Raw genomic sequence first — 26,666 nt, forward strand, 5'->3', positions numbered from 1 at the left:
ATCCGGTCCTCACCACAGGCCCCGGGCCAAATCTGTCATTCATCTGTTTATGAACGGCGGTCCCAGCCAGATGGACCTGTTTGACCCCAAACCGATGCTCGACAAACTGCACGGCAAAGAACACTTCAAACAGATCGCAGGCGAGGTCGAATTTCCGGAACGTGCGGGAGCATTAATGAAGAGTCCATTCCAATTCGCCCAGCACGGTGAATCGGGAATGTGGGTCTCTGATGTCATGCCTCACCTGGCGAAACAGGTCGATGAAATCACGATGATTCGTTCGATGTATACGACTAATCTGACTCATGAACCAGCACTTTATAAAATTCAGTCAGGCAGCGAATTCACTGGTCACCCCGCCCTGGGTGCCTGGGTCTCCTATGGACTGGGTAGCGAGAACCATAACCTGCCCGCTTATGTTGTACTGGATGATCCACTGGGACTGCCCGTCAACGGTATCGAAAACTGGCAGGCGGGTTTCCTGCCTGCACAACACCAGGGAACCCGTTTTCGTGCAACCGGTTCACCTGTCTTGAATCTGAAACCGGAATTTGAGCGCCCATCGGCAGTTTCAGAATTAGAACGGAATCTGATTTCACGTCTGGACCAGATTCATCAGCGTCGACACCAGCACCAGCATCAACTTGAAGCACGACTTTCAACCTATGCCCTGGCAGCCCGCATGCAGATTGCCGCCTCCGACGCACTTGATCTTTCCCAGGAAACGGCTGAGACACAGAGAATGTATGGGATTGATCAACCGGTTACGGAATCTTACGGGCGTCGCTGCCTGATTGCACGTCGGCTTATCGAGCGTGGCGTTCGTTTTATTCAGCTATTCATTAATAGCCAGATCTGGGACTCACATAATGCGATCGCCTCCAGCTTGAAATCAGCCTGTCAGAGAACAGATAAACCCGTTGCAGCACTTCTGCAGGATCTCAAGCAGCGCGGACTCCTGGATGAGACCCTGGTGATGTGGGGGGAGAAATGGGCCGGCTCCCCATAGCTCAATTGTCCCCCGATAAAGATGCACGCAAATCAGGCCGCGATCATAATAAAAACGCGCTCTGCACCTGGATGGCAGGCGGCGGTGTGAAACGGGGACTGGTTCTAGGTGAAACCGATGAACTGGGATTCGCCGCCGTGGAAAACCGGGTCAGTGTTCCCGACTGGCACGCCACGATGCTGCACCTGCTTGGTCTGAATCACGAAGAGCTTTTCATCGAACGCAATGGACTCAAAGAACGCCTGACTGGTGTCGGCAACGAACCCCGAGTAGTCACTGAAATTCTGGCCTGAAACCTGACAGAGGCTGGCCCCGCCAACGGGGATCCAGCTCAAACAAGATAGTTGATAAACGCGTTTTTAATGCAGGCCGTAACGACTCATTTTGTAGTGCAGCGTACGCACACTGACCCCCAGCAGCTTGGCCGTCTTTTCACGATGATAATCGCAGGCTGCGAGTGCTGTCGTGATCGCTTCTTTTTCAGCATCCTCAGTCACCTCTGCCAGTGTTTTCACGTGCGCGGAATCAGAGGCAGGAGTCGGACTCAGTTCCACTGGCAGATCTGGAGCTTCAATCAAATCTGCCGGCAGCGTGACTACCAATCTTTCGATGACGTTCCGCAACTGACGCACGTTTCCGGGCCAGCGAGCAGTCACGAATATGCGCATGGCCTCTGGTGAAACAGTCTTTAGCGGTCGATTATGCCGCTGGCAGAAATGTGTTAGAAAATGTTCAATCAACAAAGGAATATCATCGCGACGCTCACGCAGTGCGGGGATATGAATGGGAATGACATTCAGGCGATAAAACAGATCCTCACGGAAGGTCCCATCTTCGATCAATGGCTCGACAGCTTTGTTCGTGGCTGAAATAATGCGGGCATCACTGGTGAGAACCTCTTCACCACCTACTCTCATATATTGTTGAGTTTCCAGCACGCGGAGCAGATCGACCTGACTTTTGGCAGGCATTTCTGTCACTTCATCCAGGAACAGGGAACCGCCCTGTGCCTGTTCAAAACATCCGGGCTTCTGTCGCGTCGCTCCACTGAAAGATCCTTTTTCATGACCGAAGAGTTCACTCTCCAATAGCGTTTCCGGCATTGCTCCCAGATTGACAGCCACGAATGGGCCACTACTCCGATTACTCAAATCATGGACGGCCCTGGCAATCAACTCTTTTCCAGTACCACTTTCTCCCTGAATTAGAATCGTAGCATCAGTGGCGGCCACCTGGCGAATCTGCTGGAATACATCATGCATGGCCGCACAGTTACCAATAATATTGGAAACTTCTCCAGCGTTAACCAGACGATTACGCAATTCACGGTTTTCAATCTGCAGCCGATAGTGTTCGCGGGCCTTACGGACCTGATGTCGAATCAAATCGAGATCCAGCGGTTTGGTAATAAAATCAAATGCCCCCAGCCGCATCGATTTGACTGCCGTCTCCACGGTCCCATGGGCGGTGATCACGATGGTTGTTGTCTGGGGGCTGCTGCGGAGGATCTGTTCAATCAGTTCCAGCCCATCCATTTCACCCGGTAAGCGCACGTCGGCGATGACCAGTTGATAAGTCCCCTCACGAAATTTAGCGAGCCCTTCCTCAGCATCCTGGGCTGTCTCCAGAACATCCGCCTCTTTCGCCAACCCCTTGGCAAGCCCGGAGCGAATGTTGGGCTCATCATCAATGATTAAAATTCCGAAACCGTCTGTATTCATGCTGTCCCACTTGCTGGCAATAAAACTGAGAACGAGGTACCACTCGGACCCGTGTTGAAATCGATTGTTCCATCGTGTTGTCGTACAATCTTCTCGCATAGTGCAAGTCCCATGCCGGTCCCTTCGTGCCGCGTCGTGAAGTAAGGGTCAAAAATTCGCTCTCGCAGTTCGGCAGGGATTCCTTTCCCGGTATCGGTAATGCTGATTCGCAACCAGTCCCCCTCCTGATTCAGACCGATGGTCAGTACCCCGCCTCCCGGCATCGCCTGTATAGCATTGAGTGCCAGATTCAAAAGTACCTGATCGATGTGAACGGAATCAGCCATGATTTCTGGAGGCTTTTCCTGCGGCAGCTTCACCTCTACTTTCACTTTCTGCTGCTCAGCCTGTGGTCTGATGAAGCGGACCAGTTTATTGATTAATGCGGTTAAATCAACACGGGATCGTCCTGGTTCTGACATCGAAGCATAATCACGAAACCCTTCGAGTACTGAAGTCAGTCGCTTGACTTCGGTTTGAATGACTTCCAGCATTTCATCGATTTCGTCAGATCGATTCTGAGACTCCAGAGCCTCTTCAAGAAGTTGCACATGGAGTGATAGTGCACTCAGTGGATTTTTGATTTCATGCTGCAGCCCGGTTGCGAGAGAACCCAGACCTGCATAACGCTCCATGCGACGTAAGCGTTGTTCCATTAAAGCGCGTTCCGTCACGTCACGAACGTGGAGCACAGTACCTAGCTCTTCCTGGCGTTCATTCCGCAACAGACTACAACCCGCCCTGAGAGTCTGTTCATGACCATCACGATTGATCGTATAATCACAGTCCCGCACGGGCGAATGATGGGCATTCACGTGACTGCAGATCACGCATAACAGCGTATGTTCGACTCCCACATCAGAGAGTGGGCGACCAATGACAGGTTCTTCCAGGCTCAATAATTCACGACCGCGGGGATTGATACTTGTGATGATCTCATCTCGGTCCGTCGTCAGTACGCCCTGATCCATACTTGCCAGAACGTCGCTGGCCATCACTTTGACTTCACGGAGAGATCGCTCACTGTTGAGATAAGCTCGCACCAGCAGGACTAGAGCAATCGCGGTCACAATAATGTTGAGAAACAACAGAATCGATAATTGCGACTGAAATCGCAGTTCCCCCGCCAGCTCCCGGGCAACTGCCAGATCGCTGTCGGGCAGGTGACGAATGATTTTGGCAACGATTTCCTGCTCGTGATGGAAATCAACCAGAATCCACAGCGTCACCACCAGGCCGGTAAGGCTCAGTAAAGCCAGCCCCCCGATTGCCAGTTGAAAACCACGGCTGACACGCGTTTCGTAAACATGAAACATCCGTTGAACTCCGGCCCCCGGCTAAATATCCAGACTAAAGCATCCGGAATGGACTGAAACAAGACAGGTCATACTCATAGGTGCACCGAGGAGGGAAGGCAGAAGCATTTGCTGCTCGATGGATTTAACGCAATCATTTTGCTCGCAAGGCATTATATTCAGTTTATGATATTTCTCAATTAAATTCATCCCTCGTCTTAACCCGTCCATTCATGTGCAGCTTATTGCAGACCCCCTGCAGGACATTGCAGCATGTCTTTAATCAAAAAACTGCAGAATCGATATTTTGCAGGAAAAAATCAGCCGCTATCAGGGGGAAACCAATAAAAAAGGAAAAGTTTACATATCCTGCCGTCTTTAAAATCAATGGAATGCAAATCGCAATCCAAATCAGATAGTGAACCGTCCTGATTGATGCCGGGCGGTAAATTATCCACCACATCGAATGGCCCTTATTGGAATCTCAGCCATGATCAGGAATCACAATTCAGGGACAGAATCCTCTTCTCCCGCGCTAAAAATCGCGGTCAAACAACCTTCGCACATCTTCCATTGCCTCTCAAAAAGGATCGTCGCGATAGCTGGCCTGTTTGTTTTTTGTGTCTCCCCTACTCAAGCCAAGTTGCCTGAGGTACACGAGACAAACGAAAACCTCACATCTCAGCTTCAAGATCTTCAGCGACAGATCGATGAGTTAAAGTCGCAGCAGATCATGACAGTTCAGAATATCGCCCCGCCCGCAATCGATCCCATGATGGAGGCCCCAGATGAATACGATTCTGATCTGCCTCCCTACATGTTCGGAGACTCAAATACTTCTCAGGATTTCCCGACAGTCAGACTCACTGGCTTCTTCCAGGCAGATGCTGTCTGGTTCAGCCAGGACAGTAAGAACATTCAGGCTGTGGGAGATGTTCAAAACGGAGCTGATTTTCGTCGTGCCCGTCTGGCTGCGACTGGGGATGCCTGGGAAAATATAGGCTACATGCTCGAAATGGACTTTGCTTTTCCCGGTCGCCCTTCATTCATGGACGTCTGGCTGGAAGTGCGAGACGTCCTGGGGGGAAATACGGTACGCGTCGGACAATACCGTCAACCGATAGGTATGGATGCATTAACCAGTGTAAAAGAGCTGACATTCCTGGAACGTGCACTCCCCTTCGCTTTTCTCCCATTCCGACAGATTGGTGCCATGTACTTCGGAAATACAGAAGACGAACGGTCAACCTACGCCATTTCAGGATTCCGTTATCCCACGGGCCCTTATGGTGGGAATATCGGTGACAGCGGCGGTTATGGACTCGCCACTCGACTGACTCATCTTCTCGTTGATAATGGGGATGGAAACGGGCTGGTTCATATCGGGGCAGACTACAGTTACGCCAACCCAGCCAACAACCTGATTCAATACCGCAACCAGCCCGAAGTCTTCGTGACAGAGGCTGGCGGATCCAATGTTCCGGTTGGAGTTCCGAGTGCCATGCCTCCCTTTGTAGACACGGGGTTGATTTCAGCACAAGACTATCACCTGTTCGATGCTGAACTCGCATATGCAATCGGGTCATTTTATGCACAATCAGAAGTCCTGTATTCCATCGTGCAACAGAGAAATGGCGAGGTCGACACTTTTTCTGGAGCGTACGCTCATTTCGGCTATTTCCTGACCGGAGAAACCCGGGCCTATAATCGCAAGGGGGGTGTTTTTGGACGCGTCAAACCACTCGATCCCTTCAATCGCGATGGAGGCTGTGGCGCGTGGGAAATTGCAGGACGCTGGTCGTATATTGACTTGAATGACAAATCAATCCAGGGTGGTCGAATGACCGATTTAACATTTGGCCTGAACTGGTATCTGAATCAGTTCACAAAATTTCAATTTAACTATATTCATTCATTCCTTCACAGCAGTCCAGCCGTTTACGGACCTGTCGTGAATAATTCGAATGCAGATATCTTTGCTCTTCGTGCACAGGTTGATTTCTGATTATTCCTGGTTGTCCAAAGTATCACAACCATAGCCTGAATAACTAAGACCTGGTTCACTCACACAGAGCATTTCTTCTCAAGCTGGTTTATTATGAACCAGCTCTTTTACCGATTCATATCGCTTGAACAAATTCTGCCTATGATGTCTGAGGCTCATGAGCGATTAATTCTTCGAACACAATGATTTCGCTTGCTCACAAGCTAATGCCCTGGACTAACACTGCATCCCGAGAACGATCCACTGGTAAATGTAAGCGTATTTCTAGCTGTCGTATTGAATTCACGGTACTGGGGAAGCCCCTTCCTCTCGGTCTGATTAAAAAAAAGAGTGGACAAGGTCTGGGCATTATTATCTGTTCTCAGGACAGAATTCAAAAACATCTGCATAAATAGAAAAAGCAGCCCTGCAATTAATCTACAGGGCTGCTTTTTTGAGATAACAGGAACGTGTCCGCCGCGAAGTTCAGACTCCCGGATTAAGCACGTAGTCGCCAGCCACCCATCATGCTAGCTACCCGCCAAAGTAAGCACATGAAGGTGACCGGCAAACTACGAAATATCCAGTCGAGGAACAAGACTGACCCCCCCACTTGCGTGGGCATTGGTAATGCGCAACTGATTAATTCAGGAACCAGCACGACGGAACACGACTCCTCTTATCTTGCGAAACAAAACAGTTTTTCGACGACCATAATCTTCCAACTGTTTTACTCCGCAAGTAGAAACATAATCGAACCAGAATCAGTCACTGATTCTTCTTATTTACTCAATGGTCTTTACAACAACATGGTTTTAATGAATGAGTGGATGAGGCATAAATGAACGAAATGGAGAGTCGTCCGGCTTACAGTCCACTCATTCATTGGTGAAGTTTTTCAGCCGTATTCTAACATCACATCGTTTTATGTTTTTGCAGTTCGCTCCCTCATCGAAAGGGTATCCCAGGTAGATTTTTCCTGCGGCCCGAGTGATTTTGTCGAGAATCTGGCAGCATCAAAGTTATCCATTTTTGAGAGATACTGAGCCATACTGCTGGCGACATCGTCGAGGTCAATCACACCGGGAGCATTTCCCAGTCCGAACAGCAGGGAGCCATCGCGACGTTCCAGGTCCACATGCAGAATACGACAGGATGCCAGATCGTAGATGCCATACCAGACCGGGACAACACGTTGCAGCCTGTTGACAAATTCCTGAATTTTCCAGGCCATCGCCGCAGCATTCACAAACACGACGGTTTTGATCAGCTTATTTCGGTCAAGCGTGAAGCGGGGCACACTTCCAGAAAGGAATCGCGTCTTCTTTCCCAGAGCTGATGCAGCAATTTCGATGGAAGGCATTACGGAATTAACTAGGGATCGGATTGAACTGTCTGCTGCAGTAATTTCCGGTCGCGGAGAAAGAAACTGATCTACGGCTACAGATACTGCATCGCAACCAGTGTGTCCCAGCACAACAACTCCCTCAAGCGTCGGTAGATTTTCAACTGCGTGTGCCAGACTCCCCAGACATTCCGCAGAAGCCACATTTCCTGCTAACTGGATTTCATAAACCTCATTAGGACGTTGATTAAAAATATCCAGAACGGGCACTCGAGCATCAGAGCAGGCTAATACAGCAGCACGAGGAGTTTGTGGTGGAATTTCACCCAAAGCCCCAAGCTGCTCGATATAACTCTGTTTGAATTCTACAGGGCTTGTAGTGGCAGGAGTGTTACCCCTGCTCAAAGCTTCCTCCATCAACTGTTGCTCGCAGCGCAGTGTTTCCACAAATTCCATATTTCCATGGTTCAGTGATTCTTTGACGCACTGACATGTATTTGACAATGATGTGTAATCCATTTTATTAATCTCCTGAAAACGGGTAGCTGCTTCGCCTTACACATGCCCTGTTTACAAACACTCCCAGATGGTCAGGGCACACCATCGAGAGACTACCCGATTCAGATCTATCTATTTGTATTTGATACCGAAATTTTAAATCGAAAGTATGTCAGTCTGCTTGATCTGACATTAACTGCCTCTACTTGCAAGAGGCATACCGGCGCAGCAAAAATTCTTTCACTGAAGATTGAAAGATTCAGTGAGAGCCTGAAATATCAGCAATAAAAACCTACAAATTCATTTTGCTGATCGCGATTCTTCCAGCCAAAGAGTTCGGAGTTGAGCAGTATGAGACAACGATTCCATGCAACTCTTTGCAGTTCAGACGCAATATCGTGCATATATTTTCAAGAACCGACATCATTGCCAGGTCATGCGATATCCAGGTTGTCCGTTTAACCATTTAAGAGTGAATTGGTGGAATGAATGAGATAGCGAGAGAAAAGCCGTAGATAGTACGCCCGGCCTGGCTGTCACAGAGACGGATTATTTTTCTCTCCCTGTGTAGCCCCACTCCTGTTAAGTCAGGGAGTCAGATTGATCAACCTGTTGATGAGATATCATCAGCAGGGGGCAGGCTACTGATTTTCCAGTTTCCTGATTGCCTCTTTGAGAGCATTGATATCGTCTTCTGAAATCTTCTCTTCTTCCAGAAGATTTAACATGAGGCTCGGCAGCGAGTCTTTCAGCAACACCTGCTTGATCTGGCCGAGCATCGACCGCGAGACTTCTTCTCGCGAAACCACGGGTTGATAGATGTAAGCACGGCCGTTTTTGACTCTTTTCAAGACTTTCTTTTTTTGCACCAGAAGACTGAGGGTCGTCATCACGGTTGTATAGGCCAGATTCCGTGGTAATGCATCACAAACATCCTGGACGCTGGCCTCTCCGAGGTCCCAGATCACATCCATCAGTTCCAGTTCATAAGGCGTCAGCCGATAGTCTTTCACAGATAAACCCAATACAGAAGAAAGTCAGTTTATTTTCTGAACAGAGTTTAACGACTCTAAACCTCAGTTAAAACCAGTCTTCCGGCCCCCCACCCAAACATAAATCAGAGAATTTCAGCAAGGGTGTTTATGAATTTTCCAAACCGACCTTTACTACTATAACAATAGTTGTTACTTTTCGCCGCAAATTGGAGGCTTTGGTAAGACATCCGCCTCTCTGCACTACTGACATAAGTTCACAGACAAGGATTGACTGATGACAATTCTCGATAAAAAACAGAAGTGGTTGATTTCCATCTGCTTGAGCACTTGCCTGATCTGGATCATTTCCGTTCGCAGTTCTCAGGGAGAAGTCCTGACAGGGGTAATCCACCACCTGTCACGAAACTCAGTTTCGCAGTCCCCGCTTCCAACAGGTAGTATCGATACCTCTTCCAGCCGCGTTTACACATATGTGGGAAAAACCGGTTTTGGACATGAGCATGCTGTGGAAGGTAAAATTAAATCGGGTTCCTTGAACCTCGGAGTCCGCAGCAATGCGGGTGAAATTATTTTCGATATGACAACCTGGCGGGCAGATACTGCTCAAGCAAGGCAATATATCGGCTTAAGCGGTACCACATCTGCATCGACCCAGAAAGATGTGAATGCCAATATGCTAGGGAGTGCAGTGCTTCATGTGCAGAAATATCCGACAGCCACATTCGAAGTCAATTCGGCACTTCCGCTGCAACAGAAATCAAGTTCCGGCAAACCGCTCTACCAGCTAAGCGGTAAGTTCACATTGCACGGAGTGGCACGAAAAATGAACATTGTCGCAGAAGTGACAGAGAAAAAAGACTCTTATCACCTGAGAGGCAACTTCTCCATTTTACAGTCGCACTATGGAATCACTCCCTTCAGTAAGGCTTTTGGGGCAGTCGGAGTCACAGATCAATTAAAAATATATGGTGAAATTGACGTGGCCAGATAACATTGATTCTTATTTTTCTTTCGCGACAACACAGTTAATACGGTAAGACAGAATGATTAGTTGCCCCACGGTAGAGAAGGAAGTGATTCGCAGTCACTACAACTTGTCAACATTGTTCTATCGTCTGCTCTGGGGACGCCATATTCATCACGGACTATGGGATGAAGAACTTGCGAATTCGGAGAATCTTCAAGACAGATATCGCGCACCTGCCAAGGCACAACAACAGTTGACGGAAACGATGGCTGAACTGATACAGATTCAGGATGGTCAGGACCTGCTTGATGTCGGTTGTGGCATGGGCGGCTCATCCATGTTTCTGTCTCAGGCATTTAAGTGTAATGTCACGGGGATCACACTCAGCCCTGTTCAAAGACGTTGGGCCAGCCTGGAAGCGTTTTTTCGTGGACAGTCCAGTCGCACCCGCTTCCTCTGCCAGGATGCTGAGACAGCAGAATTTCCAGCGGAATCTTTTGATGTCATCTGGAGCATCGAGTGCACAGAACACTTGTTTGATAAACCAGCCTTTTTCCAGAAAGCAGCTTCCTGGCTTAGGCCTGGAGGACGAATGATTATCTGTGCCTGGCTGGCCGGCGATCAACTTGATACCGATGATGCAAAACAAAACGTCTACGACGTCTGTGAAGGTTTCTTCTGCCCTTCACTGGGGACCGCCGCTGATTATCAATCCTGGATGGAACAGTCTGGTCTGGAATTTCATGATTTCCACAACTGGACCAATCGCGTCAGCCAGACCTGGGAAATCTGTCATCAAAGAGTCAAAAAAACAAAAGTTCGCTGGCTGGCGAAACTCATCGATCAAAATACAGTTATGTTTCTGGATCGATTCGAAACCATTCTCAAGGCATACGAGACCGGTGCAATGCAGTATGGATGCTTCATTGCCAGCAAACCAGAAATGAAATAATCAAATAACGACCTCGAGGAAGCAAGGATGCGACGTTTCGTTGGTATTGTATTCGGGATCGCAACACAGTTGCTGTTCCTGATCACAGTCTGGTACCTGTTCTGGTTTCTGAAAGAAGACTTCAGTCACCACGCAATTGGGTCTCTGGGAATTGATGCACTTCTGGCAATCCAGTTCGCGGTCGGACACAGTCTGTTGCTTTACCCCGGCATACGCACTGCTATCACGCGCAGGATTCCTTCGCAGTTCTATGGTAGTCTGTTCTGCGTGCAAACCTGTGTGGGAATTCTGTTAACAGCATTCTGTTGGCGCAGCAGCCCCGTAGAAATCTGGAATCTGTCAGGTTGGGGAGGCTGGCTGATGACAGCCGGCTTTTATGGATCGTGGCTTACGCTGCTCTACAGTCTCAACCTGACTGGTCTGGGCTATCAGACCGGTCTCACTCAATGGTGGTACTGGCTGAGAAAACAGCCACTCCCCCGAAGGGATTTTCAACCACGGAGTCTCTACTGCTGCCTGCGGCATCCGGTTTACCTGAGCTTCATGGGCTTACTCTGGTTCACACCTTTAATGACACTGGATCGCGCGGTTCTGACAGGAATCTGGACGGCTTATATATTCGTGGGAAGTTATCTGAAAGATGAACGTCTCAGTTTTTATATTGGAAAACCCTATCGGGACTATCAATCCAGAGTTCCCGGTTATCCCTTCATCTTTTTTGGTCCCCTGGGAAAGCGAAAGACGAAAGTTACACCTGTAAAATCACTTGAAAAAACTCCCCTCCAGACAACCTGAGCTATCGAATTTTCTTCGACTCCTCTGCTTCTCATTCTCCCATTCTTAAAGTATCAGCGTCATGTTGATTCATCGTAAACGATTCTGGTTACTGGTGATCTACCTGCTGATTCTACTGCCTTTCGTCGGCTACGGGGCTTTTCAGGCACTTCAGACCAAAGTCAACTCACCACTGGACTGGGTCGATGGAACTTTCCCTGCCCGGGCAGACTATGATCGTTTCCGGGAACAGTTCGGCAATGCAGATACCGTAATCGTCAGCTGGAAAGATTGTAAGCTGGACAATCCGGATCTGGACCAGTTTGTTTCCGCGCTGCGCACAGATGCCGTTTTTAAGGATGATTCTGGACAATGGTATTTTGAACGCGTGATCTCCGGCAGAGAGTTTTATCTCTCTCTAAGTTCTCCTGCCATGCGTCTGAATGACCGGGAAGTCCACCATCGACTGGATGGGACTTTCATCGGAAAAGACCATGAAACAACCTGTATTCTTGTGAGTTTCACGCCAGCCGGCCTGCTCAAACGAAGAAAGCTGGTGAGCGAAATCCGATCTGCACTGGAAACACAATGTCAGGTTTCAGAGAAAGAATGCTATCTGGCAGGTCCCATTATAGATGGACTGGAAATAGACCTGGCCAGCAAAGATTCCATGGACAGGTTCGTCCTCCCCTCAACCTTGATGGTCCTGTTAATCTGCTGGATCTGCCTGCGTTCACTCCGCGCGGCACTGCTCGTCTTTGGTCTGTCGCTTCTGGCCCAGGGTATTACACTGGCATTGATTCATTACAGTGGAGAAAGTATCACGGCCCTGTTGATCGTGCTGCCACCGCTGATTCAGGTACTCGCAGTCGCGGGTGGAATTCATCTGGTCAACTATTACTTTGATGCAGTCAAAGACCCGCAGATTGCCAGTCCTGCTGCGTACGCTTTTCAGGTTGGCTGGCTGCCCTGTCTGCTTTCTGCAGGAACGACTGCAATTGGACTGGCTTCTCTGCTCGTCAGTGGACTGACACCGATTCGACTGTTCGGCGGTTACGCCGCCTGCGGTGTGCTGATTACCACAGGACTGCTGCTAAGCCTGATTCCGGGAGTCTTCACTGTCTGGCCTCTCAAACAGCGTTTAAAATCGACAAATGAAACTGAAGACTTCGAGGAAGATCGACACGACATCTGGTACTTTCTGACAACAATTTTAAAAAGAAACCATACCGTGATTGTCTGTCTGGCTCTACTCACGATGCTGGGAGCCGGTCTGGGAATTTCTCGAATCTCTGCATCCGTACGCATCGAAACACTGTTTTCCGAAAACAGCAAAATACTGAATGATTACGGCTGGCTGGAAGATCATGTCGGCTCACTCGTCCCGATCGAAGTGGTTTTGACCTGCTCACCTGATGTGGACCTTACGCTTCGTGAACAGTTACTGATGGTCTGGGATATCGAACGCAGCCTGCGTAAGACCAGCATGGTAAATCGTACGATTTCGACCATGTCATTTGCCCCCCGATTTCCTCGCCCAGAGAATCTTTCGGACGAATTATTTCAATACCAGCTCAATGAAGCACTGACACGTTTCAAACCTCAGTTTATGAATGCAGGATATCTGAAAGAAATCGACGGCAAGCATCTGTTTCGAATTACCGCGTATGTCAGCGCACTCAACGATGTGGACTATAATGCGTGCCTGGAGCAGATCGGGACACATGTAGAATCAGCTCTGATGAATAAATTTGAGACGGTTCCTGCAGGCGTAACAACACAACAGACGGGAATCATGCCTCTGGTCCACGAAATTCAACGGCAGTTAATGCAGGATCTGTTTAAAAGCTTTCTGTTTGCCTTTTTGATCATTGCGGTTGTCATGACAATCGTTCAAGGCGGGCTTTCAGCGGGCTTAGTTTCCATGGTCTCCAACGTGTTTCCACCGTTGATGATCTTTGGACTTCTGGGCTGGCTGTCCGTCGCTGTCGATATCGGATCTGTAATGACAGCCAGTGTGGCACTCGGTATCGCCGTCGATGATACCCTGCACTATCTGACCTTCTTCCGCCGCCATTTGGATGCGGGGCATTCGTCCCGGGAATCAGTACTCTATGCTTATCGACATTGCGGAAAGGCGATGATTCAGACATCACTGATTTGCGGCCTCGGCCTGCTTGTGTTTGCTCTGAGCAGTTTTGTACCTACATCCCGGTTTGCCTGGATGATGGCGGGACTGTTAATGATGGCCCTGCTGGGCGATCTGATCGTCCTGCCTGCTCTGCTTTTAAGCCCTCTGGGACGATGCTTTGAGCTTAAACCTGAGACAGATCACAATCATTAATCAAAGCGGCTTCAATAGTCAGCCCAGGACCAAAGCCCAGCATGACACAAGGTAAGCGTGCCTGTTCTGCCTTTAGTTTCTTGAGAATAAACAACACCGTTGGAGAAGACATGTTTCCATAACGTGCCAGAACTTCTCGGGAAGGACTGAGCAGAGATTCCTCAAAACCAACTGTTTCCGCGACCGCACTCAGAATGCGAGGGCCGCCAGGATGAATCGCCCAACTACCGACATCTTCAATGTTCATTCCCTGTTGCAGTAGCCATTGCTTGAGCCAGGGACGCAGATTTTGATGGATCAGATCCGGGATGCGGGGGGAGAGTGTCATCTCAAAACCATTGTTGCCGATGCGCCAGCTCATCATCTCTTCGGAGTCCGGTACGATCGTTGATCCGGATGCGATCAGCTGCCAATGATCAACAACCTCTCCAGAAGCCTGCTTTCCCACAACGGCCGCAGCACCATCCGCAAACAACGCATTCGCTACAATTTTATCCGGACACCAGCCGTACTGCTGATGCAGGCTGCACAATTCAACCGCACAGACCAGAACTCTTGCCTGGGGATCATTGTCTGTAAATGCCTTGGCAATCCGCAACCCGTTTAAGGCACCATGACAGCCCATAAATCCGACGTGTGTACGGGCCACATCTGCTGTCAGACCCAGTTCTCTAACTAGCGCAATATCAAAACCGGGAGCGCTGAATCCACTGCACGAAACTGTGATCAGTTGGGTAATCTCACCAGGGGCTACCTGACTAGCCTGCAACGCTGCTTCCACTGCCGAAACGGCAAGAGATGCTGCATTCGATTCATATGCCTGCATCCGCTGTGATGTCGTTGGCCCCTGATCAGACTCTGATTCTGCGGGAGGATAGAAACTCTGTCGTGCCATCTCACCATTGGTGCTGCTCTCCAGCACGACACTGTGTCGTGTTTTAACACCGGCTCTTCGATACAGAACTGGCAGTAACCGCCTCTGCTGTTCTGTTGATTCCGCCGAACAGCTGAGTGCCTCCGCATGTGTGGCGGCTTCAATCTGCTCGATTGAATGCACTGGATTGACTGTTCCGATTCCAAGAATTTCAAAACTCATCTGTAATACTCGATCTCGCTACAATTGCGATTTAATGATTTAAGCTGGCAACGATGGGCCGGGCCACATTGGGAAACCAGCGAAACAACCGCAGTCCAACGTTGATTGCTGTTGGAGAGCGTAAAAGCTGAGACAGATAGCGGCACCAGTGTGAGCGTCCCTCTGTTAAAGTCTGATGCGTGTGCAACCACTGCTGTTCGAGAGATTGATCCCAGTCCTGCAATCCGTTCAACGCGATACGTACAGCAGCAACCCCTTCCGATATCGCATTTGACATTCCTTCTCCGGTAAATGGCTCAAGATATCCGGCTGCATCCCCCACCAGTAACAGCCGATGGGAGGCAGGCCGCACCGTTTTTCTGGTCAATGGGATCGTCCCTTTCAGATTCATACTTCTCATCACCGGAGGAACAGGATACCCTGATTCTTCCATGATGCTCATCACTGCGGCAGTTGGACTCTGCTGCTGTTTAATAAATTCACGATCGATGGCAGAAGCCACGTTCAGTTGATTCGACTCGACACGTGCCAACCCCACATAGCCGTGCCTGTGGATTGCCATATGAATCGTGCCCGCAGGATAATCTGAGATTTGATCACCGGGCAAGATGACTCCTGCACCAATTCGAGAATCTTGAGAAATCTTACTTTCAAACTCTCCACAATGTTTCAGGCTGGGATGACCAAGACCATCTGCTGCTAATACAACTCGCGCTCGTGCCACTCCACATAATGCTCCCTGCTGAAATAGATCAATTTTGCGAGTGAAACCAGAAATTGCTTCGTTACATACCAGTGCCTTCGTCTCAGCAAGAAAATTGACTCCTGACTGCTGAGCCATTCGAACCAGTTGAAGGTCCAATGCAGAACGGGAGACTGCCATTCCTCCGGGCAGGGGAATCTTTAATGCCCGTCCCTTGTAACGCATTTCAAACTGATCTAAGGGAACGGCATCGAGTTCATCGAGGGCTACTGCCAAACCTGCTTCCTGTAACGCATTCACAGCTCTCTGATTGAGACAACCGCCACAGACTTTGTAACGTGGAAACACTTTTTTTTCGATGAGAAGTGTTTTGAATCCTGCCCTGGCTGCCTGATGAGCCGCTACAGTACCCGCAGGTCCGGCACCAATGACAAGTATATCCCACTCTTGCCTGCTCGCATCCGCGATACTAATTGACTTAAGAGCAGTCATACCCGACTCCACTCCAGCAGAAATCTTTGAGGCCAGTGTCGGGATATTTGAACCTGGTTTAAGCCCGCCTGTCGGGCCAACTGTTCTGTCTCGTCAATTGAAAAGGCCGCTGCGACGGAAATAGGACCATCAGTGTGTACAATTGGCGAACGCGTTAATAAACGGCAGCCACACCAGGCCAGCCAGTACCCCAGTCGGGTCCTGCGCAGATCATTTATCAGCAATAAATGCCTGGTTGATTCTGACATCCATTGCATCAGTTGTACCGCCTGGGGTTCATCGAGATGATGCAGAAATAGCGAACACATCACAAGATCGTATCTACGTTCTGCCGGTTCCTGGAAAATATCACTCTGGAAAAAATGAATCTTCTCCAACCCTTTCTGTTGAGCCCTTTCGGTCGCGTGTCTGACGGCATATTCACTGATGTCACATCCGGAGATTTCGATATCCAGTCCCGTCTGCCGGGCGCGCATCGCCAGATCGATACTGACATCGCCCCCTCCACTGGCAATATCCAGGATCTTCACAGGTCTCTGATCAATCGTCTGAGCCAGCTTTGACAGAGGCCCCCAGAAGATGGAACTACTGCGGCTGAACCAGTTCACGCGACTCAAGCCAGTAAGTGCACTACCATGCTCAGCATCACTGAGTCCCGGCTGATCCATCAATTCCGGCTCGCGTTGCCGAATCTGTAAATTCATAATCCCTCTGAATTTCTGACGCGCTTACAATCGCGGTTCCGTGTGAGTCTTCACGAATATCATAATACTACTATTTCAATAGTATTTCATTGAGGTGGATCTTCGTTAAACCTTGTTGTTCTGTCAAGATAAGTCTGATCCTGATTGGTTTATCTAGTGTCCACTTATTATAGAAAATCAGAGTGGAATCGGTATCAGTAAAGTTCAAATATCACAATTCAGAGCGAGTAATGTGTCTGATTCGGTTCGTAAATGATTCCTCGAACTTCTCACTATACATCCATCTCTGCATTGTCTATTTTAAGATGAATCTTACATTTTCAATCCGATATACTGATATCGCATCCTGACGACAGGCAGATCTTCTCCTATGTCTTCCTTTCCGACATTTCTCGAATCACTGTTTGATGATGGACATGTTCTGGTTCCAGAAATCGAACCACTTCAGGAAGAGGAACTCCTGGATGCGAGAGAAGTCATCAGCAATTTTGAGAAGCTATATCGACTGGAATTACCTCGAGAGATCCCCTCCCTCGATATCCCTCTGGCTGAACGAGCCGCAGTTTTGTTTTATCGTGCCTGTCAATTTGTCGTTATGCGCAATGCGCCCCCTCAGCAACTCGATGAAGAATTAAAAGAGATACAATATTTCCCTGATACGCCTGAGTCACATTATGCAGTCGATCTGGTATTCCGATTCCTGCCTGATCTGTTTCGCCTTTCAAAATCAATGATGGAAAATGACCCGCTACTGAAACATCTGAATGACTGGGCGAACCGCTGGCCTTTATCGTCTGTCGGCATTAAAGAGATTTCTGTACCGTTCCCGATTGAGGGTTTCGTAGATTGTCCCGGACTGCTCCGCCTTTATTGCGACCGCATCCTGGCAAGAAACGATGTCTCACGCCTGGCTGATCCTCGCGTGAGAACACTTGTCGAGGCATCCTGGGGAATGTATTCTGAACTTGCGCCCAATATCCACAATCACATCCAACATGAAATAAAACAGCAAGATGGACCAGACAATTGAGCCGCAGTCTGAAGAGTTGGCACTCAGCCAAAAGCTGAAAGATACGATTCTATCACCCATGAAACAGACATTTGTGGGTAAGGATGAAATCATTGATCTGCTCGGCATCTGCCTGGTAGCACGTGAGAACCTCTTTTTGCTGGGCCCCCCGGAACTGCCAAAAGTGCGCTGGTGCAGGATTTGTCTCGACGGATTGAAGGCAATATCTTTGACTATCTCCTCACTCGATTTACCGAACCCAACGAGATTTTCGGACCTTTTGATATTCGCAAACTCCGTGAAGGTGAACTGATCACGAATACTGAGGGGATGTTGCCGGAGGCCACTTTTGTATTCCTGGATGAGCTGCTCAATGCCAATAGCGCAATTCTGAACAGCCTGTTGATGGTACTCAATGAACGTATCTTCCGAAGGGGACGTGAGACGAGGGCACTGCCGACCCTGATGGTAGTCGGAGCCAGTAATCACCTGCCCGAGGATAGTGCACTGGGCGCGTTGTTTGACCGCTTTCTGGTCCGTGTGCGTTGTGATAATGTCGAACCTGATCAGTTGTCACAGGTATTGACGGCTGGCTGGAAAATGGACGTAAAGCGTGAACAGACACAGGGCACCATGTCTATTGATGAGATTCGCAGCTTGCAAAACACCCTCGCGCAGGCAGACTTCAGTCAGGTCCAGTCTGATTATGTCGCGTTGATTCATCGCATGCGAAAAGCAGGAATTGATGTCTCGGACCGCCGCGCTGTTAAACTGCAGCGTCTGCTGGCTGCCAGTGCGATTCTGTCCGGAAGACTCAAAGTTAACCGTACTGATTTCTGGATTCTCCGTTCCATCTGGCACACGGAAGAGCAGATTGAAATCCTGGCCTCGCTGGTAAATGATGCCCTTGAGAAGGCAGATGAAACGGAAAAACAGTCAGGACATCCCCGTTCACGTTCCACAGACGTTCCCGACCCCGAATTACTGGTTCGTGATATCGAGCAACTGGAACAACGCTGTGATGACGAAAGTCTCACAGAGATCGAACGAGCTCAGTTACAGGATCAGGTTACCCTACTTGCGTCGCGTTGTCAGTGGGTAGAATCGGATCAACAGAAAACGTTTCTTACTGAAAAAATCGATAAACTGCGTGAACGACTGCATTCGCTCTCAGATTAAGTCGGCGATTCGATCAAAATAGTTCATTCCGGACAGATCAATGACAACACAGTGGGTACTGCGCCTCCCTGCAGAGCAATCGAAATCGCTGAGCTCACTCCGCCTGGAGAAACAGATTCAGGCTAGCACCCTGGACCAGGAAATCTGGCTCCGTGGTTCAATGCTGGATGAGAATCTCACACGAACACTGCGATCAATTCCCGACAGTGAACTTTTTGATCTGCAAAAAGACGCGCAACTCATTCCCGCCGGTCGCCATGTCCCCCTGGGCTATCTGCCAGACACGGAATGGCTGCCACTTCCGGAATGGTTAACCGTACAACTGCAGGCTCCCGCCCTGGCTGGAAAGACAGACGACCGTATCTCGTTTGAGCTGGTGCGCAGTCAACAGAATCTGAAGGCGAACGTATTGCTGACAACGCTTGTCAATTTAAAAAAACTCGTTGATTGCGATTCCCAGATCCGTTTGAAACCATTGCAATACGCGGTCGACAGTCAGCAACGGACCATTATTCGGGGTGCTCCCCTGCCCTCAATTGAAGGATCTTTTTTCTGTGAACAAAAGGGGATCGCTGTCGCAGCGGGCTGGGTATGGTCTCCTCAGGTAGATGTAGATGTTCTACATTCACTGTTCAAGCTTAATCCGGGTGATGTTGTATTACTTCACGCGGATCAATCACGCGAGTTTATTGGCGCGGACCAGTTCACTCCATTAACACGCTCCTCTGTCAGATTGACACTTCAGCGGTTTGATAACACTTCGTCCTCTGATCCAGTATGAGAGGGAATAATTATCTTCATGAGTGACCTCAGCAAAGATATTCGCAAATACCTGATCCCTTCCCGGGACGCATTCTGGAAGTGGACTGATGCAGGAGAAGTGATTGCCTGGCAGGATGGAAGTACAATCCTGTTTCGACAGGAACTGGAGGAAATTCTTTCGCACCTTGCTCCGCAGGGACTGCCTCCATTAGACCTGTTATTAATTCTGTTGGCGGGGATGCGAGATCCGATTCATGACCTGGAACGGCTTGAAGCACAGGTCAAAGATTTCGCCTCGCTTTCCCCTGTCGTTTCCAAAACGGAAGCTCTCTCATCCACACAGGGAATCCTGGAATCAGGTCTGAAAAAAGTTCAGCAATTGCCTGGTGAACTACGTTCCCGGGCACAGGGTAAAGCACTGGTTGCAGAATGCGTATTTGATTTCTCAAGCCAAAGGACGTCTCCTGAACTGGCACGAGCTATCGTCGAAGAAGTCTCCTCAGGACTGGAGGAGATAATCTTTGACCCGATATTTGAGAGCATTCAAGGCAAACTCTCCCAGCGATTGACGCTCAAGGAAGTCAGTCATTTCCTCAATGGACTGGAACAGCTTGATGCAGAAAAATTAAGGCTGCGCGAGACTACCGGGCTGGATGAATTGCCTCTCCCAGATGCTCTGGACATCCCCTTTGCGGATCAGGTTCGACAACTCATCGCGGAATTGAAAGAAGATCGGGAACACAGTGGCCTGGCCAGGCTGGCTCAGAACCTCTTGGCGGCAGTATCCATTCCGCGACCAGTTGCAGAGCCGGAAGACCTGGCACATGGTGGTGTTTCTGATATCTGTAATCGTGGTCCACTTGATCGCTTACTGCTCAGTGAACTTGCCAATGATGACTTAACTTTAACTGTGCGCATCGCAGTGAATGAAGCCCTCTATCTGCGCAGGGAAGCATCACCGCATCCACCGCAACGGTGCAGGACTTTACTCATCGACTGCGGAATTCGTACCTGGGGCATTCCGCGTGTCTATCTGGCTGCAGTCGCGATGGCCCTGGCTGCTTCTACCGATCAACAGACTGAATTCAGAGCGTTTCGGGCATTTCAAAAACAACTCGAAACTGTAGATCTGGCATCTCGCGAAGGTCTTGAAGAGCTCCTGCAGGCCCTGGACAGTCATCTGCATCCGGCGTTTGCTTTACCTGATTTTCTCAAACAGCTCGAAGAAGTAGAATCCGATCCGGAACCGGTGCTCTTAATCACTGAGGACGTCTGGCATGACCCGGAATTCCAGACTGCGCTACGGACAGTCGATCTGGATATTCTGCACATCGCCACTGTCAAACGCGATGGTCACTTCCAGTTGATCGAGAAAAGCTTACGGGGTAATAAAATCGTATGTAATCTGGAACTGGATCTGGAAAGCCTGTTTGATACAGCTTCTACAACGATTGCCCCCCTCGTAAGACAGGAGGGTTTTGAAGGTTTACCGGCCATTTTTGCCACTCATCCTTTTCCTTTGAATCTCGCGTACTCATTCCAGCAGAACAAACAGGTCACCTGGTGGGTTCCCGGTTATGGACAGATTGGTGTTACAGATTCCGGTCTTCTGTTGTACTGGCCCAAATCACATACGGGAGCTCAGTTGCTGGCATTCGGAATTCCCCAGTTAAAAGGCAGGAATATCTGCTGGAAAACAGGGATTCCTGATCAGGGAAGAATATCGCTGCTCACAGGCGACCTTCAGAATTCAGAACTTCAACTGGTACACATAGACCTGGAACAGAAAAGTGTCACACATACTCCCATTGAGCTGAAGCAGATGGAATTCACCGCGATCTGCGCCCATCATGGCTTCCTGTTTCTGATCAATGAAACATTCAACACCATTATCGCCATCGATCCTGCTACGGGCGAACGCGTTGGTTCCTCACATTATTCTTCTGACTTGATTCTGGCCTGTGACCGTTTTTTCCACACACTGGATCGGAGCCAGTGGCTCGCACTCTCCTTTGATATATCTCGGGGACAGCCCGTGATGACCGAATTCAGCCTGGGAACAGTCAATCCCAACGATGTCGTCACCATTTTCGAACGTGACCCTGATATTGGACCAGTCTGTATCCTGTGGAAGGGAGGTAAAATCTATTTTCCCGCCAGAGAAGAACTGAAAACCATTCCGGTCATGGATTCTGTAAAAGTTGAATCAATCTCAAGCGAGGATATCTCCACCGATGGACAAATTGTTGCGATCAAACTGGACAATACTTTCAGCTGGGACAGATGTGTCCTCAATCTATATAGCATGCAGGCTGAATTGAAACCTGCGCGGCCAGACATTCAGAAATGGATAGATCAGCCGGCCCACTGGAAAAATTCCGGCCGAAACATCCGCAAAAAGTTTATGGGAATCCTGGTGACGGAATCAGGTGAGCTGGTTTTGAAGACGACAAAACAGTCAACATTACGAATTTTGTATCAACCGGAATTGAAGTATATCATGCTGCAGGGTTCCCGAATCTCATCCAGTGATCAACGACGACTGAAAACCTTTAAACAGGTCAAACATAACCGGGATCTGGGATGTCATTTATCTGTCGCTACCTGGGATGATGGTTCACAGGCTTTCCTGGATTCTCGAGGCATGCTGCATCTCAAAAGTGCAGACATCAATATTCCTGAAGTATCTCTCTGTCTGGTAGAGGGTAAAACGTCAGGCTGGTGCAATGATGGACGTTTCTGGGGCGATGCATATTTCTGTGGTGAAAACGAGTGTATCAGTCCCCAACCGATCTTTGATACAGCGATCAAGAAATTCGGGGAGCACCTGACATGAAAACGGCTACCGTCCAGTTACAATATCATCCAAAACCTGTTAGAGACACGACAGCCTGGTTTCTGCCGGGTAACCGTCCCGAAGTATGGATCGATGAGATCAGCCAATGGGAAGTCGCCCAGATGTCGCTCAAGCTGTATTTGATTCCTGAGTCGAATCAGAGCCGGAGGCCATGTGGTCTGCTGGCCGTTTCGGATCAGCAGATTCGGTCACGACAGGGAGTACCCTATGGGCAGATCGCTTCACGTCTTTATCTACCGGTTGAAGCTTCGCTTCGACCAGTAGTTTCGCTACAGGAACTGGAAAACCTGCTGAGCCCCCCTTATACCTGGATCTGGCATCCGGCAGCGGGCCTCGTCGCTTGTGAGCAGCAGGATGAATTAACGGTTGCGGATTTTTTTCAGCCCTGTATTTCCCGGGATTCCGACTGGGATTGTGCAGTTCCTGGAATAGCAATCTCATCTCAGCTGCATACCATCTCCCTGATTCAGTTTCCCAGTCTGGATACGTTATTTGAAGAGGAAGAAAAAGAGATTGGTTCGGACCAGGATTCCCTGAAGAAGCTCCCTAGAAATCCAGATGAATCTGTATTCAACAATCTTCCGAATCCACTCAAGCTTCCGCATGCTCTGTTTGCCAAGGCGATCCTTTCATTTACGAGCAAGGTACCTACCCGCAATCAGGGTGCGCCTAACTGGATTAATCATCTGGAAAACTGGGCTGGAAAACAGCTGTTCTCTGCGTTCAGGCCGGATCAGTCTAAACGCAATAGAGAGATTAAACGCCTGCTAAATCTGCTGGGTAATAATCCGGATGAAGGTCTTAAATATGCACTACCTATGGGCGGCGATCCCGGTCACCGGGGTGTTGCCCCGCCCGGAGACACCCTCTCCAGGCGTGACATGAATGTCGATTTCACCAGTATGGGATCGGGAGGAGCCGCTGATTTCTGGGATATTCCTTATGAAACTCAACTGGAATTAATGAACCGCTATCGGGAATTAGCAACCCGGGAAGTCCAACTTGGACGATACAGACGGGCAGCTTATATCTATGCCCACTTGCTGGGGGATTATAGTGCTGCCGCACAAACACTCAAATCTGGTCGCCAGTGGCGCGAGGCTGCTGTTCTTTACAAAGACAAGCTTAACCAACCTCGCTCTGCCGCCGAATGTCTCGTTGAAGGTGGTCTCTGGGCTGAAGCAATCGCCGAGTATGAGGAACTCAAAGAATTTGAAACCGTAGGCGATTTGCATCGAAAATTAGACCAGGAAGAGGAAGCGATTGAAGCATATCGCCGGGCAGCAAATCAACTGCATCAGCAGCAACTCCCGACTCAGGCTGCTCGTATTTTAGAAGATAAAATCAAAGCCACTGATGAGGCAATCGCAGAACTGGAATCGGGCTGGCCCCATTCATCGCAGGCTAGACTCTGCCTCGATCATTTATTTGAAATTTATTCCAGACATGGCTTACATCAGGAGGCTCAAGAGAAAATCAATGAACTATCGGAAACCAATCTGCCCCTCAGTGGTCGACTCCCGCTGATTGAATTTCTGGCGCAAACGCGTTCCACGTATCCTGATCGAGTTGTGACTGGACATGCTGAAGAAAAAGCGAGAATCCTGATCTCACGAAGCCTGAATCATGCCGACCTGACTCAACGAAAGGCTCTGGTTACGGAACTTGGTAAACTGGTTCCCTCAGATAAACTCCTGCAGCGGGATACCGGGCGATATCTTCAACAGAAAAATACCGCACGTAAACCTGTTAAACGTAAAAGCCCCAAAAAATCAATCCAGTTGGTTAGAACGATTGAACTTTCCAGTGACGTTGAATGGCAGACTGCAATTACCATTGGTGAAACAATCTACGCAGCAGGAGTCAATCCTCAGACCTCTCGACTGGTTCTGGAACGCTGTTTGTGGGACGCTTCTCACGTCCCCTCCCGCCTGAGTTGGTCACTGAATCCAGGTAAAACTCACGATTTCCCCATCCTCTTGATTCCTAAAACCACTTCACCGGAACATCAACTTTATGTAAGAGTCCTCACAGCCCGCGATCAGTTTCAATCCCAGGTTTTATCTGAGTCGGACCACTTTCCCTGCAGATTGACTGTGGGTGATTTCAACGGATTGCCGCATATTATACTGGGGGCAACTGCGGGTTCACTCGATGGAATCTCCTGGAACCTGGCCATTCAAAGAGATCTCCTGCTGACGAGTACTTATAATAGAGAAAATCATCTGATCTCCAGTCATTCAATCCCGCTTCCCCGGGACCTTGAGCTTGAGGAAGGCGCAATTCAATTTCCGATCCCCTGTCTTGAACGACGAAACAAGCTGTATATCGGGGTAGGCCCATATCTGGGAATTGTTGATCCTCAGGGGGCAGAATTTGATAATTATCATCGACGAATACGCTCGATGACCGCGTCTTATCCAAATGCTCAAATTCGAATCGCGCTGGCATTTGACCAGGGAGGAACCGTAATCTGGGACGGATTTGGCTCAGATACGACATTCAACTTCGGAGAAGGACTGGATAATCCCTGTACTGCGTTTCAACGAAATGGAAACCTGATCGTTGCAGGCAGTAATGCTCTGGAGATCTACCAAACTCAGCAAAGACAATTGCAGCTCATTAACGATGTAACTCTTAATAATACGGATCCCATTGCCGTTCTCCCGGGAAATCACAATCAGGAATTTGCACTTCTACATCAATCAGGCCTGCTTGCTATTTACCAGGCTGATTAATTATCTGAAGCGGACCTTCTATCGAAAACTTATGAGACAACGGCTTCCTGCTCCTCTGATCGTTTCTGGTCATCCACGGCTTTATGGTGTTCCCAGTTCCCGGCAGCACCGCGCCGACGCTCATCCAGGTTTTTCAAGACGCTGGCCTTGCCATACAACAACACCCGATCGTTGACCTCCAGTCGCGTATCGCCGCGCGGTGCACCGATATAAGTTTCATCTTCTTTTTCAATTCCAAGTACGAGTACACCTTCATCATTGAGCTTCAACTCGTTTAAACTCGACTCGGCCAGCCAGTCGTTCGCGTTCACATTCAACTCGACCACGACGTAATCTCCGGTCAGATGTAGGAGCCCGGCATAGTCTCGAATTTCCAGATCAGTCCAACGCTGTAGAGCACTCTGAATGAATTCAGACATGCGACGATCGACCCAGTCGCTATAGGACAATAACCAAAGTAATGACAACCCGGCAGCCAGCAGGGCAATTCTGAGCCATAAGCCACCGCTGGATTCAGCACCAACAAAGGAGACGATCAATGAAGAAATTGCTGTAACGATTCCCGCGTTTCCCAAAATCATTAATGTCATAATGATTTTTCGGCGAACCGGGTGTCGCATTACTTTTTCAGTTTCACTGCTCGTAAAACCGGTACTGGTAAATGCAGATCTGGCCTGGAAGCGAGCCAACTGGTTTGAGAGCCCGGTCAGTGATAACGCAACCGTTGCCACTCTGACAACGATGATTGAAACCACCACGATTACGATCAGTGAAACAATGGCAAACATAATTCCTCATCAAATTAGCGAAATTGAAGCTGCTGATTGAGTATGTGAAGTTATTTACGGGCGATGACCCAGATTGCGTGAACGAGCCCGGGAATGTAGCCACATAATGTGAGAACGATATTCAACCAAAAATGCATTCCCAACCCGACCTGCAATAATACGCCGACCGGCGGCAGAAGAACTGCGAGTACAATTCGGAGAATATCCGCAACGACTGATTGATTAGGTGCAACCTGGTGTTCGACATGAGTAGACATTGATTTGATCCTTTCTAAATGGGGCCTGAAAATCAGGTTATCTATTTCAGGATCTAATATGCACTTCTCATACCAAAACAGATCAAAGGGTCTCTACCTGTTGCACAGCAGGGACTTACAACAAATGGAGAATCTCGGCGTGGAAGATCAGCGAACAA

General features: G+C 49.0%; 19 protein-coding genes and 2 pseudogenes. 12 read left to right on the forward strand and 9 right to left on the reverse strand.

Translation table 11 applies throughout. From position 1 onward, the window contains the following. The first annotated feature begins 70 nt into the window (after positions 1 to 70). Positions 71 to 1,302 (forward strand): annotated as a pseudogene (locus F1728_RS06865) (DUF1501 domain-containing protein). Positions 1,303 to 1,368: 66 nt separating this feature from the next. On the opposite strand, the gene F1728_RS06870 reads toward F1728_RS06865, so the two are convergent. After that, positions 1,369 to 2,730: a sigma-54-dependent transcriptional regulator gene (locus F1728_RS06870; RefSeq protein WP_155363483.1), complete on the reverse strand. Its 1,362-nt coding sequence runs from the start codon at positions 2,728 to 2,730 to the stop codon at positions 1,369 to 1,371. Next, the gene (locus tag F1728_RS06875; protein WP_145038236.1) at positions 2,727 to 4,085 is read right to left on the reverse strand and encodes a two-component system sensor histidine kinase NtrB; all 1,359 of its coding nucleotides are present in this window, start codon (positions 4,083 to 4,085) and stop codon (positions 2,727 to 2,729) included. Before F1728_RS06875 ends, F1728_RS06870 begins: the two co-directional genes overlap by 4 nt. A 712-nt stretch (positions 4,086 to 4,797) precedes the next feature. Between F1728_RS06875 and F1728_RS06880 the strand changes: the two genes are divergently transcribed. Then, positions 4,798 to 6,069: an OprO/OprP family phosphate-selective porin gene (locus F1728_RS06880; RefSeq protein ID WP_155363484.1), complete on the forward strand. Its 1,272-nt coding sequence runs from the start codon at positions 4,798 to 4,800 to the stop codon at positions 6,067 to 6,069. A gap of 904 nt (positions 6,070 to 6,973) precedes the next feature. Here the strand turns inward: F1728_RS06880 and F1728_RS06885 are convergent. Next, positions 6,974 to 7,912, reverse strand: a complete 939-nt coding sequence (locus F1728_RS06885; protein WP_155363485.1) for a carbonic anhydrase — start codon at positions 7,910 to 7,912, stop codon at positions 6,974 to 6,976. Positions 7,913 to 8,532: 620 nt separating this feature from the next. Further along, the gene (locus F1728_RS06890; protein ID WP_228030535.1) at positions 8,533 to 8,904 is read right to left on the reverse strand and encodes a BlaI/MecI/CopY family transcriptional regulator; all 372 of its coding nucleotides are present in this window, start codon (positions 8,902 to 8,904) and stop codon (positions 8,533 to 8,535) included. A 256-nt stretch (positions 8,905 to 9,160) separates the two neighbouring features. Between F1728_RS06890 and F1728_RS06895 the strand changes: the two genes are divergently transcribed. The 4 genes from F1728_RS06895 (at position 9,161) to F1728_RS06910 (ending at position 13,923) form a co-directional block, all read left to right on the forward strand. Then, the gene (locus F1728_RS06895) at positions 9,161 to 9,877 is read left to right on the forward strand and encodes a YceI family protein (RefSeq protein ID WP_155363486.1); all 717 of its coding nucleotides are present in this window, start codon (positions 9,161 to 9,163) and stop codon (positions 9,875 to 9,877) included. 52 nt (positions 9,878 to 9,929) lie between these two features. Continuing rightward, positions 9,930 to 10,805, forward strand: coding sequence for an SAM-dependent methyltransferase (locus F1728_RS06900; protein ID WP_155363487.1), 876 nt, complete (start codon positions 9,930 to 9,932; stop codon positions 10,803 to 10,805). A 27-nt stretch (positions 10,806 to 10,832) separates the two neighbouring features. Continuing rightward, positions 10,833 to 11,600 (forward strand): NnrU family protein, encoded by a 768-nt coding sequence (locus F1728_RS06905; RefSeq protein WP_155363488.1) that lies wholly within the window; start codon positions 10,833 to 10,835, stop codon positions 11,598 to 11,600. Positions 11,601 to 11,661: 61 nt separating this feature from the next. Further along, the gene (locus F1728_RS06910; RefSeq protein ID WP_155363489.1) at positions 11,662 to 13,923 is read left to right on the forward strand and encodes an efflux RND transporter permease subunit; all 2,262 of its coding nucleotides are present in this window, start codon (positions 11,662 to 11,664) and stop codon (positions 13,921 to 13,923) included. Here the strand turns inward: F1728_RS06910 and F1728_RS06915 are convergent. From F1728_RS06915 to F1728_RS06925, 3 genes are read right to left on the reverse strand one after another with little or no spacing between them, the layout of a single operon-like run. After that, positions 13,895 to 15,019, reverse strand: a complete 1,125-nt coding sequence (locus F1728_RS06915; protein ID WP_155363490.1) for a type III polyketide synthase — start codon at positions 15,017 to 15,019, stop codon at positions 13,895 to 13,897. The two genes, F1728_RS06910 and F1728_RS06915, sit on opposite strands and share 29 nt — an antisense overlap. Positions 15,020 to 15,050: 31 nt before the next feature. Then, positions 15,051 to 16,214: an NAD(P)/FAD-dependent oxidoreductase gene (locus tag F1728_RS06920; RefSeq protein ID WP_155363491.1), complete on the reverse strand. Its 1,164-nt coding sequence runs from the start codon at positions 16,212 to 16,214 to the stop codon at positions 15,051 to 15,053. Continuing rightward, complete coding sequence (locus tag F1728_RS06925) at positions 16,211 to 16,918, reverse strand: methyltransferase domain-containing protein (protein ID WP_155363492.1); 708 nt, start codon at positions 16,916 to 16,918, stop codon at positions 16,211 to 16,213. The genes F1728_RS06920 and F1728_RS06925 overlap by 4 nt, the downstream gene beginning before the upstream one ends. A gap of 370 nt (positions 16,919 to 17,288) precedes the next feature. On the opposite strand from F1728_RS06925, the gene F1728_RS06930 reads away from it, so the two are divergent. The 6 genes and pseudogenes from F1728_RS06930 to F1728_RS06950 all read left to right on the forward strand — a co-directional run bounded on the left by F1728_RS06930 (position 17,289) and on the right by F1728_RS06950 (position 25,463). After that, positions 17,289 to 17,948 (forward strand): hypothetical protein, encoded by a 660-nt coding sequence (locus tag F1728_RS06930; protein WP_228030536.1) that lies wholly within the window; start codon positions 17,289 to 17,291, stop codon positions 17,946 to 17,948. A 58-nt stretch (positions 17,949 to 18,006) separates the two neighbouring features. Continuing rightward, positions 18,007 to 18,530 (forward strand): annotated as a pseudogene (locus tag F1728_RS31555) (AAA family ATPase); the annotation flags it as partial. 123 nt (positions 18,531 to 18,653) lie between these two features. Then, positions 18,654 to 19,106 carry a hypothetical protein gene (locus tag F1728_RS31560; protein ID WP_228030805.1) on the forward strand — a complete coding sequence of 151 codons (453 nt, stop codon included), beginning with the start codon at positions 18,654 to 18,656 and terminating at the stop codon, positions 19,104 to 19,106. 40 nt (positions 19,107 to 19,146) lie between these two features. Next, a complete protein-coding gene (locus F1728_RS06940; RefSeq protein ID WP_155363494.1) occupies positions 19,147 to 19,887 on the forward strand; it encodes a hypothetical protein in 741 nt (246 codons plus the stop codon). An 18-nt stretch (positions 19,888 to 19,905) separates the two neighbouring features. Continuing rightward, complete coding sequence (locus tag F1728_RS06945) at positions 19,906 to 22,704, forward strand: hypothetical protein (RefSeq protein WP_155363495.1); 2,799 nt, start codon at positions 19,906 to 19,908, stop codon at positions 22,702 to 22,704. Next, on the forward strand, positions 22,701 to 25,463 hold the full coding sequence (locus F1728_RS06950; protein ID WP_155363496.1) for a hypothetical protein: 2,763 nt from the start codon (positions 22,701 to 22,703) through the stop codon (positions 25,461 to 25,463). The genes F1728_RS06945 and F1728_RS06950 overlap by 4 nt, the downstream gene beginning before the upstream one ends. Positions 25,464 to 25,492: 29 nt before the next feature. On the opposite strand, the gene F1728_RS06955 is transcribed toward F1728_RS06950, so the two are convergent. After that, positions 25,493 to 26,251 carry a TrkA C-terminal domain-containing protein gene (locus F1728_RS06955; RefSeq protein WP_155363497.1) on the reverse strand — a complete coding sequence of 253 codons (759 nt, stop codon included), beginning with the start codon at positions 26,249 to 26,251 and terminating at the stop codon, positions 25,493 to 25,495. 50 nt (positions 26,252 to 26,301) lie between these two features. Then, a complete protein-coding gene (locus F1728_RS06960) occupies positions 26,302 to 26,508 on the reverse strand; it encodes a YqaE/Pmp3 family membrane protein (RefSeq protein WP_145038211.1) in 207 nt (68 codons plus the stop codon). Positions 26,509 to 26,666 lie beyond the last annotated feature (158 nt).

The organism is Gimesia benthica (genome assembly GCF_009720525.1).
GTDB classification, from domain to species: domain Bacteria; phylum Planctomycetota; class Planctomycetia; order Planctomycetales; family Planctomycetaceae; genus Gimesia; species Gimesia benthica.

Bases quoted from the DNA above. Each gene is read 5' to 3' on its own strand.
- F1728_RS06870 (WP_155363483.1), bottom strand. From the start codon at position 2,730: ATGAATACAGACGGTTTCGGAATTTTAATCATTGATGATGAGCCCAAC.
- F1728_RS06875 (WP_145038236.1), bottom strand. From the start codon at position 4,085: ATGTTTCATGTTTACGAAACGCGTGTCAGCCGTGGTTTTCAACTGGCA.
- F1728_RS06880 (WP_155363484.1), top strand. From the start codon at position 4,798: ATGACAGTTCAGAATATCGCCCCGCCCGCAATCGATCCCATGATGGAG.
- F1728_RS06885 (WP_155363485.1), bottom strand. From the start codon at position 7,912: ATGGATTACACATCATTGTCAAATACATGTCAGTGCGTCAAAGAATCA.
- F1728_RS06895 (WP_155363486.1), top strand. From the start codon at position 9,161: ATGACAATTCTCGATAAAAAACAGAAGTGGTTGATTTCCATCTGCTTG.
- F1728_RS06900 (WP_155363487.1), top strand. From the start codon at position 9,930: ATGATTAGTTGCCCCACGGTAGAGAAGGAAGTGATTCGCAGTCACTAC.
- F1728_RS06905 (WP_155363488.1), top strand. From the start codon at position 10,833: ATGCGACGTTTCGTTGGTATTGTATTCGGGATCGCAACACAGTTGCTG.
- F1728_RS06910 (WP_155363489.1), top strand. From the start codon at position 11,662: ATGTTGATTCATCGTAAACGATTCTGGTTACTGGTGATCTACCTGCTG.
- F1728_RS06915 (WP_155363490.1), bottom strand. From the start codon at position 15,019: ATGAGTTTTGAAATTCTTGGAATCGGAACAGTCAATCCAGTGCATTCA.
- F1728_RS06920 (WP_155363491.1), bottom strand. From the start codon at position 16,214: ATGACTGCTCTTAAGTCAATTAGTATCGCGGATGCGAGCAGGCAAGAG.
- F1728_RS06925 (WP_155363492.1), bottom strand. From the start codon at position 16,918: ATGAATTTACAGATTCGGCAACGCGAGCCGGAATTGATGGATCAGCCG.
- F1728_RS06930 (WP_228030536.1), top strand. From the start codon at position 17,289: ATGTCTTCCTTTCCGACATTTCTCGAATCACTGTTTGATGATGGACAT.
- F1728_RS31560 (WP_228030805.1), top strand. From the start codon at position 18,654: ATGCGAAAAGCAGGAATTGATGTCTCGGACCGCCGCGCTGTTAAACTG.
- F1728_RS06940 (WP_155363494.1), top strand. From the start codon at position 19,147: ATGACAACACAGTGGGTACTGCGCCTCCCTGCAGAGCAATCGAAATCG.
- F1728_RS06945 (WP_155363495.1), top strand. From the start codon at position 19,906: ATGAGTGACCTCAGCAAAGATATTCGCAAATACCTGATCCCTTCCCGG.
- F1728_RS06950 (WP_155363496.1), top strand. From the start codon at position 22,701: ATGAAAACGGCTACCGTCCAGTTACAATATCATCCAAAACCTGTTAGA.
- F1728_RS06955 (WP_155363497.1), bottom strand. From the start codon at position 26,251: ATGTTTGCCATTGTTTCACTGATCGTAATCGTGGTGGTTTCAATCATC.
- F1728_RS06960 (WP_145038211.1), bottom strand. From the start codon at position 26,508: ATGTCTACTCATGTCGAACACCAGGTTGCACCTAATCAATCAGTCGTT.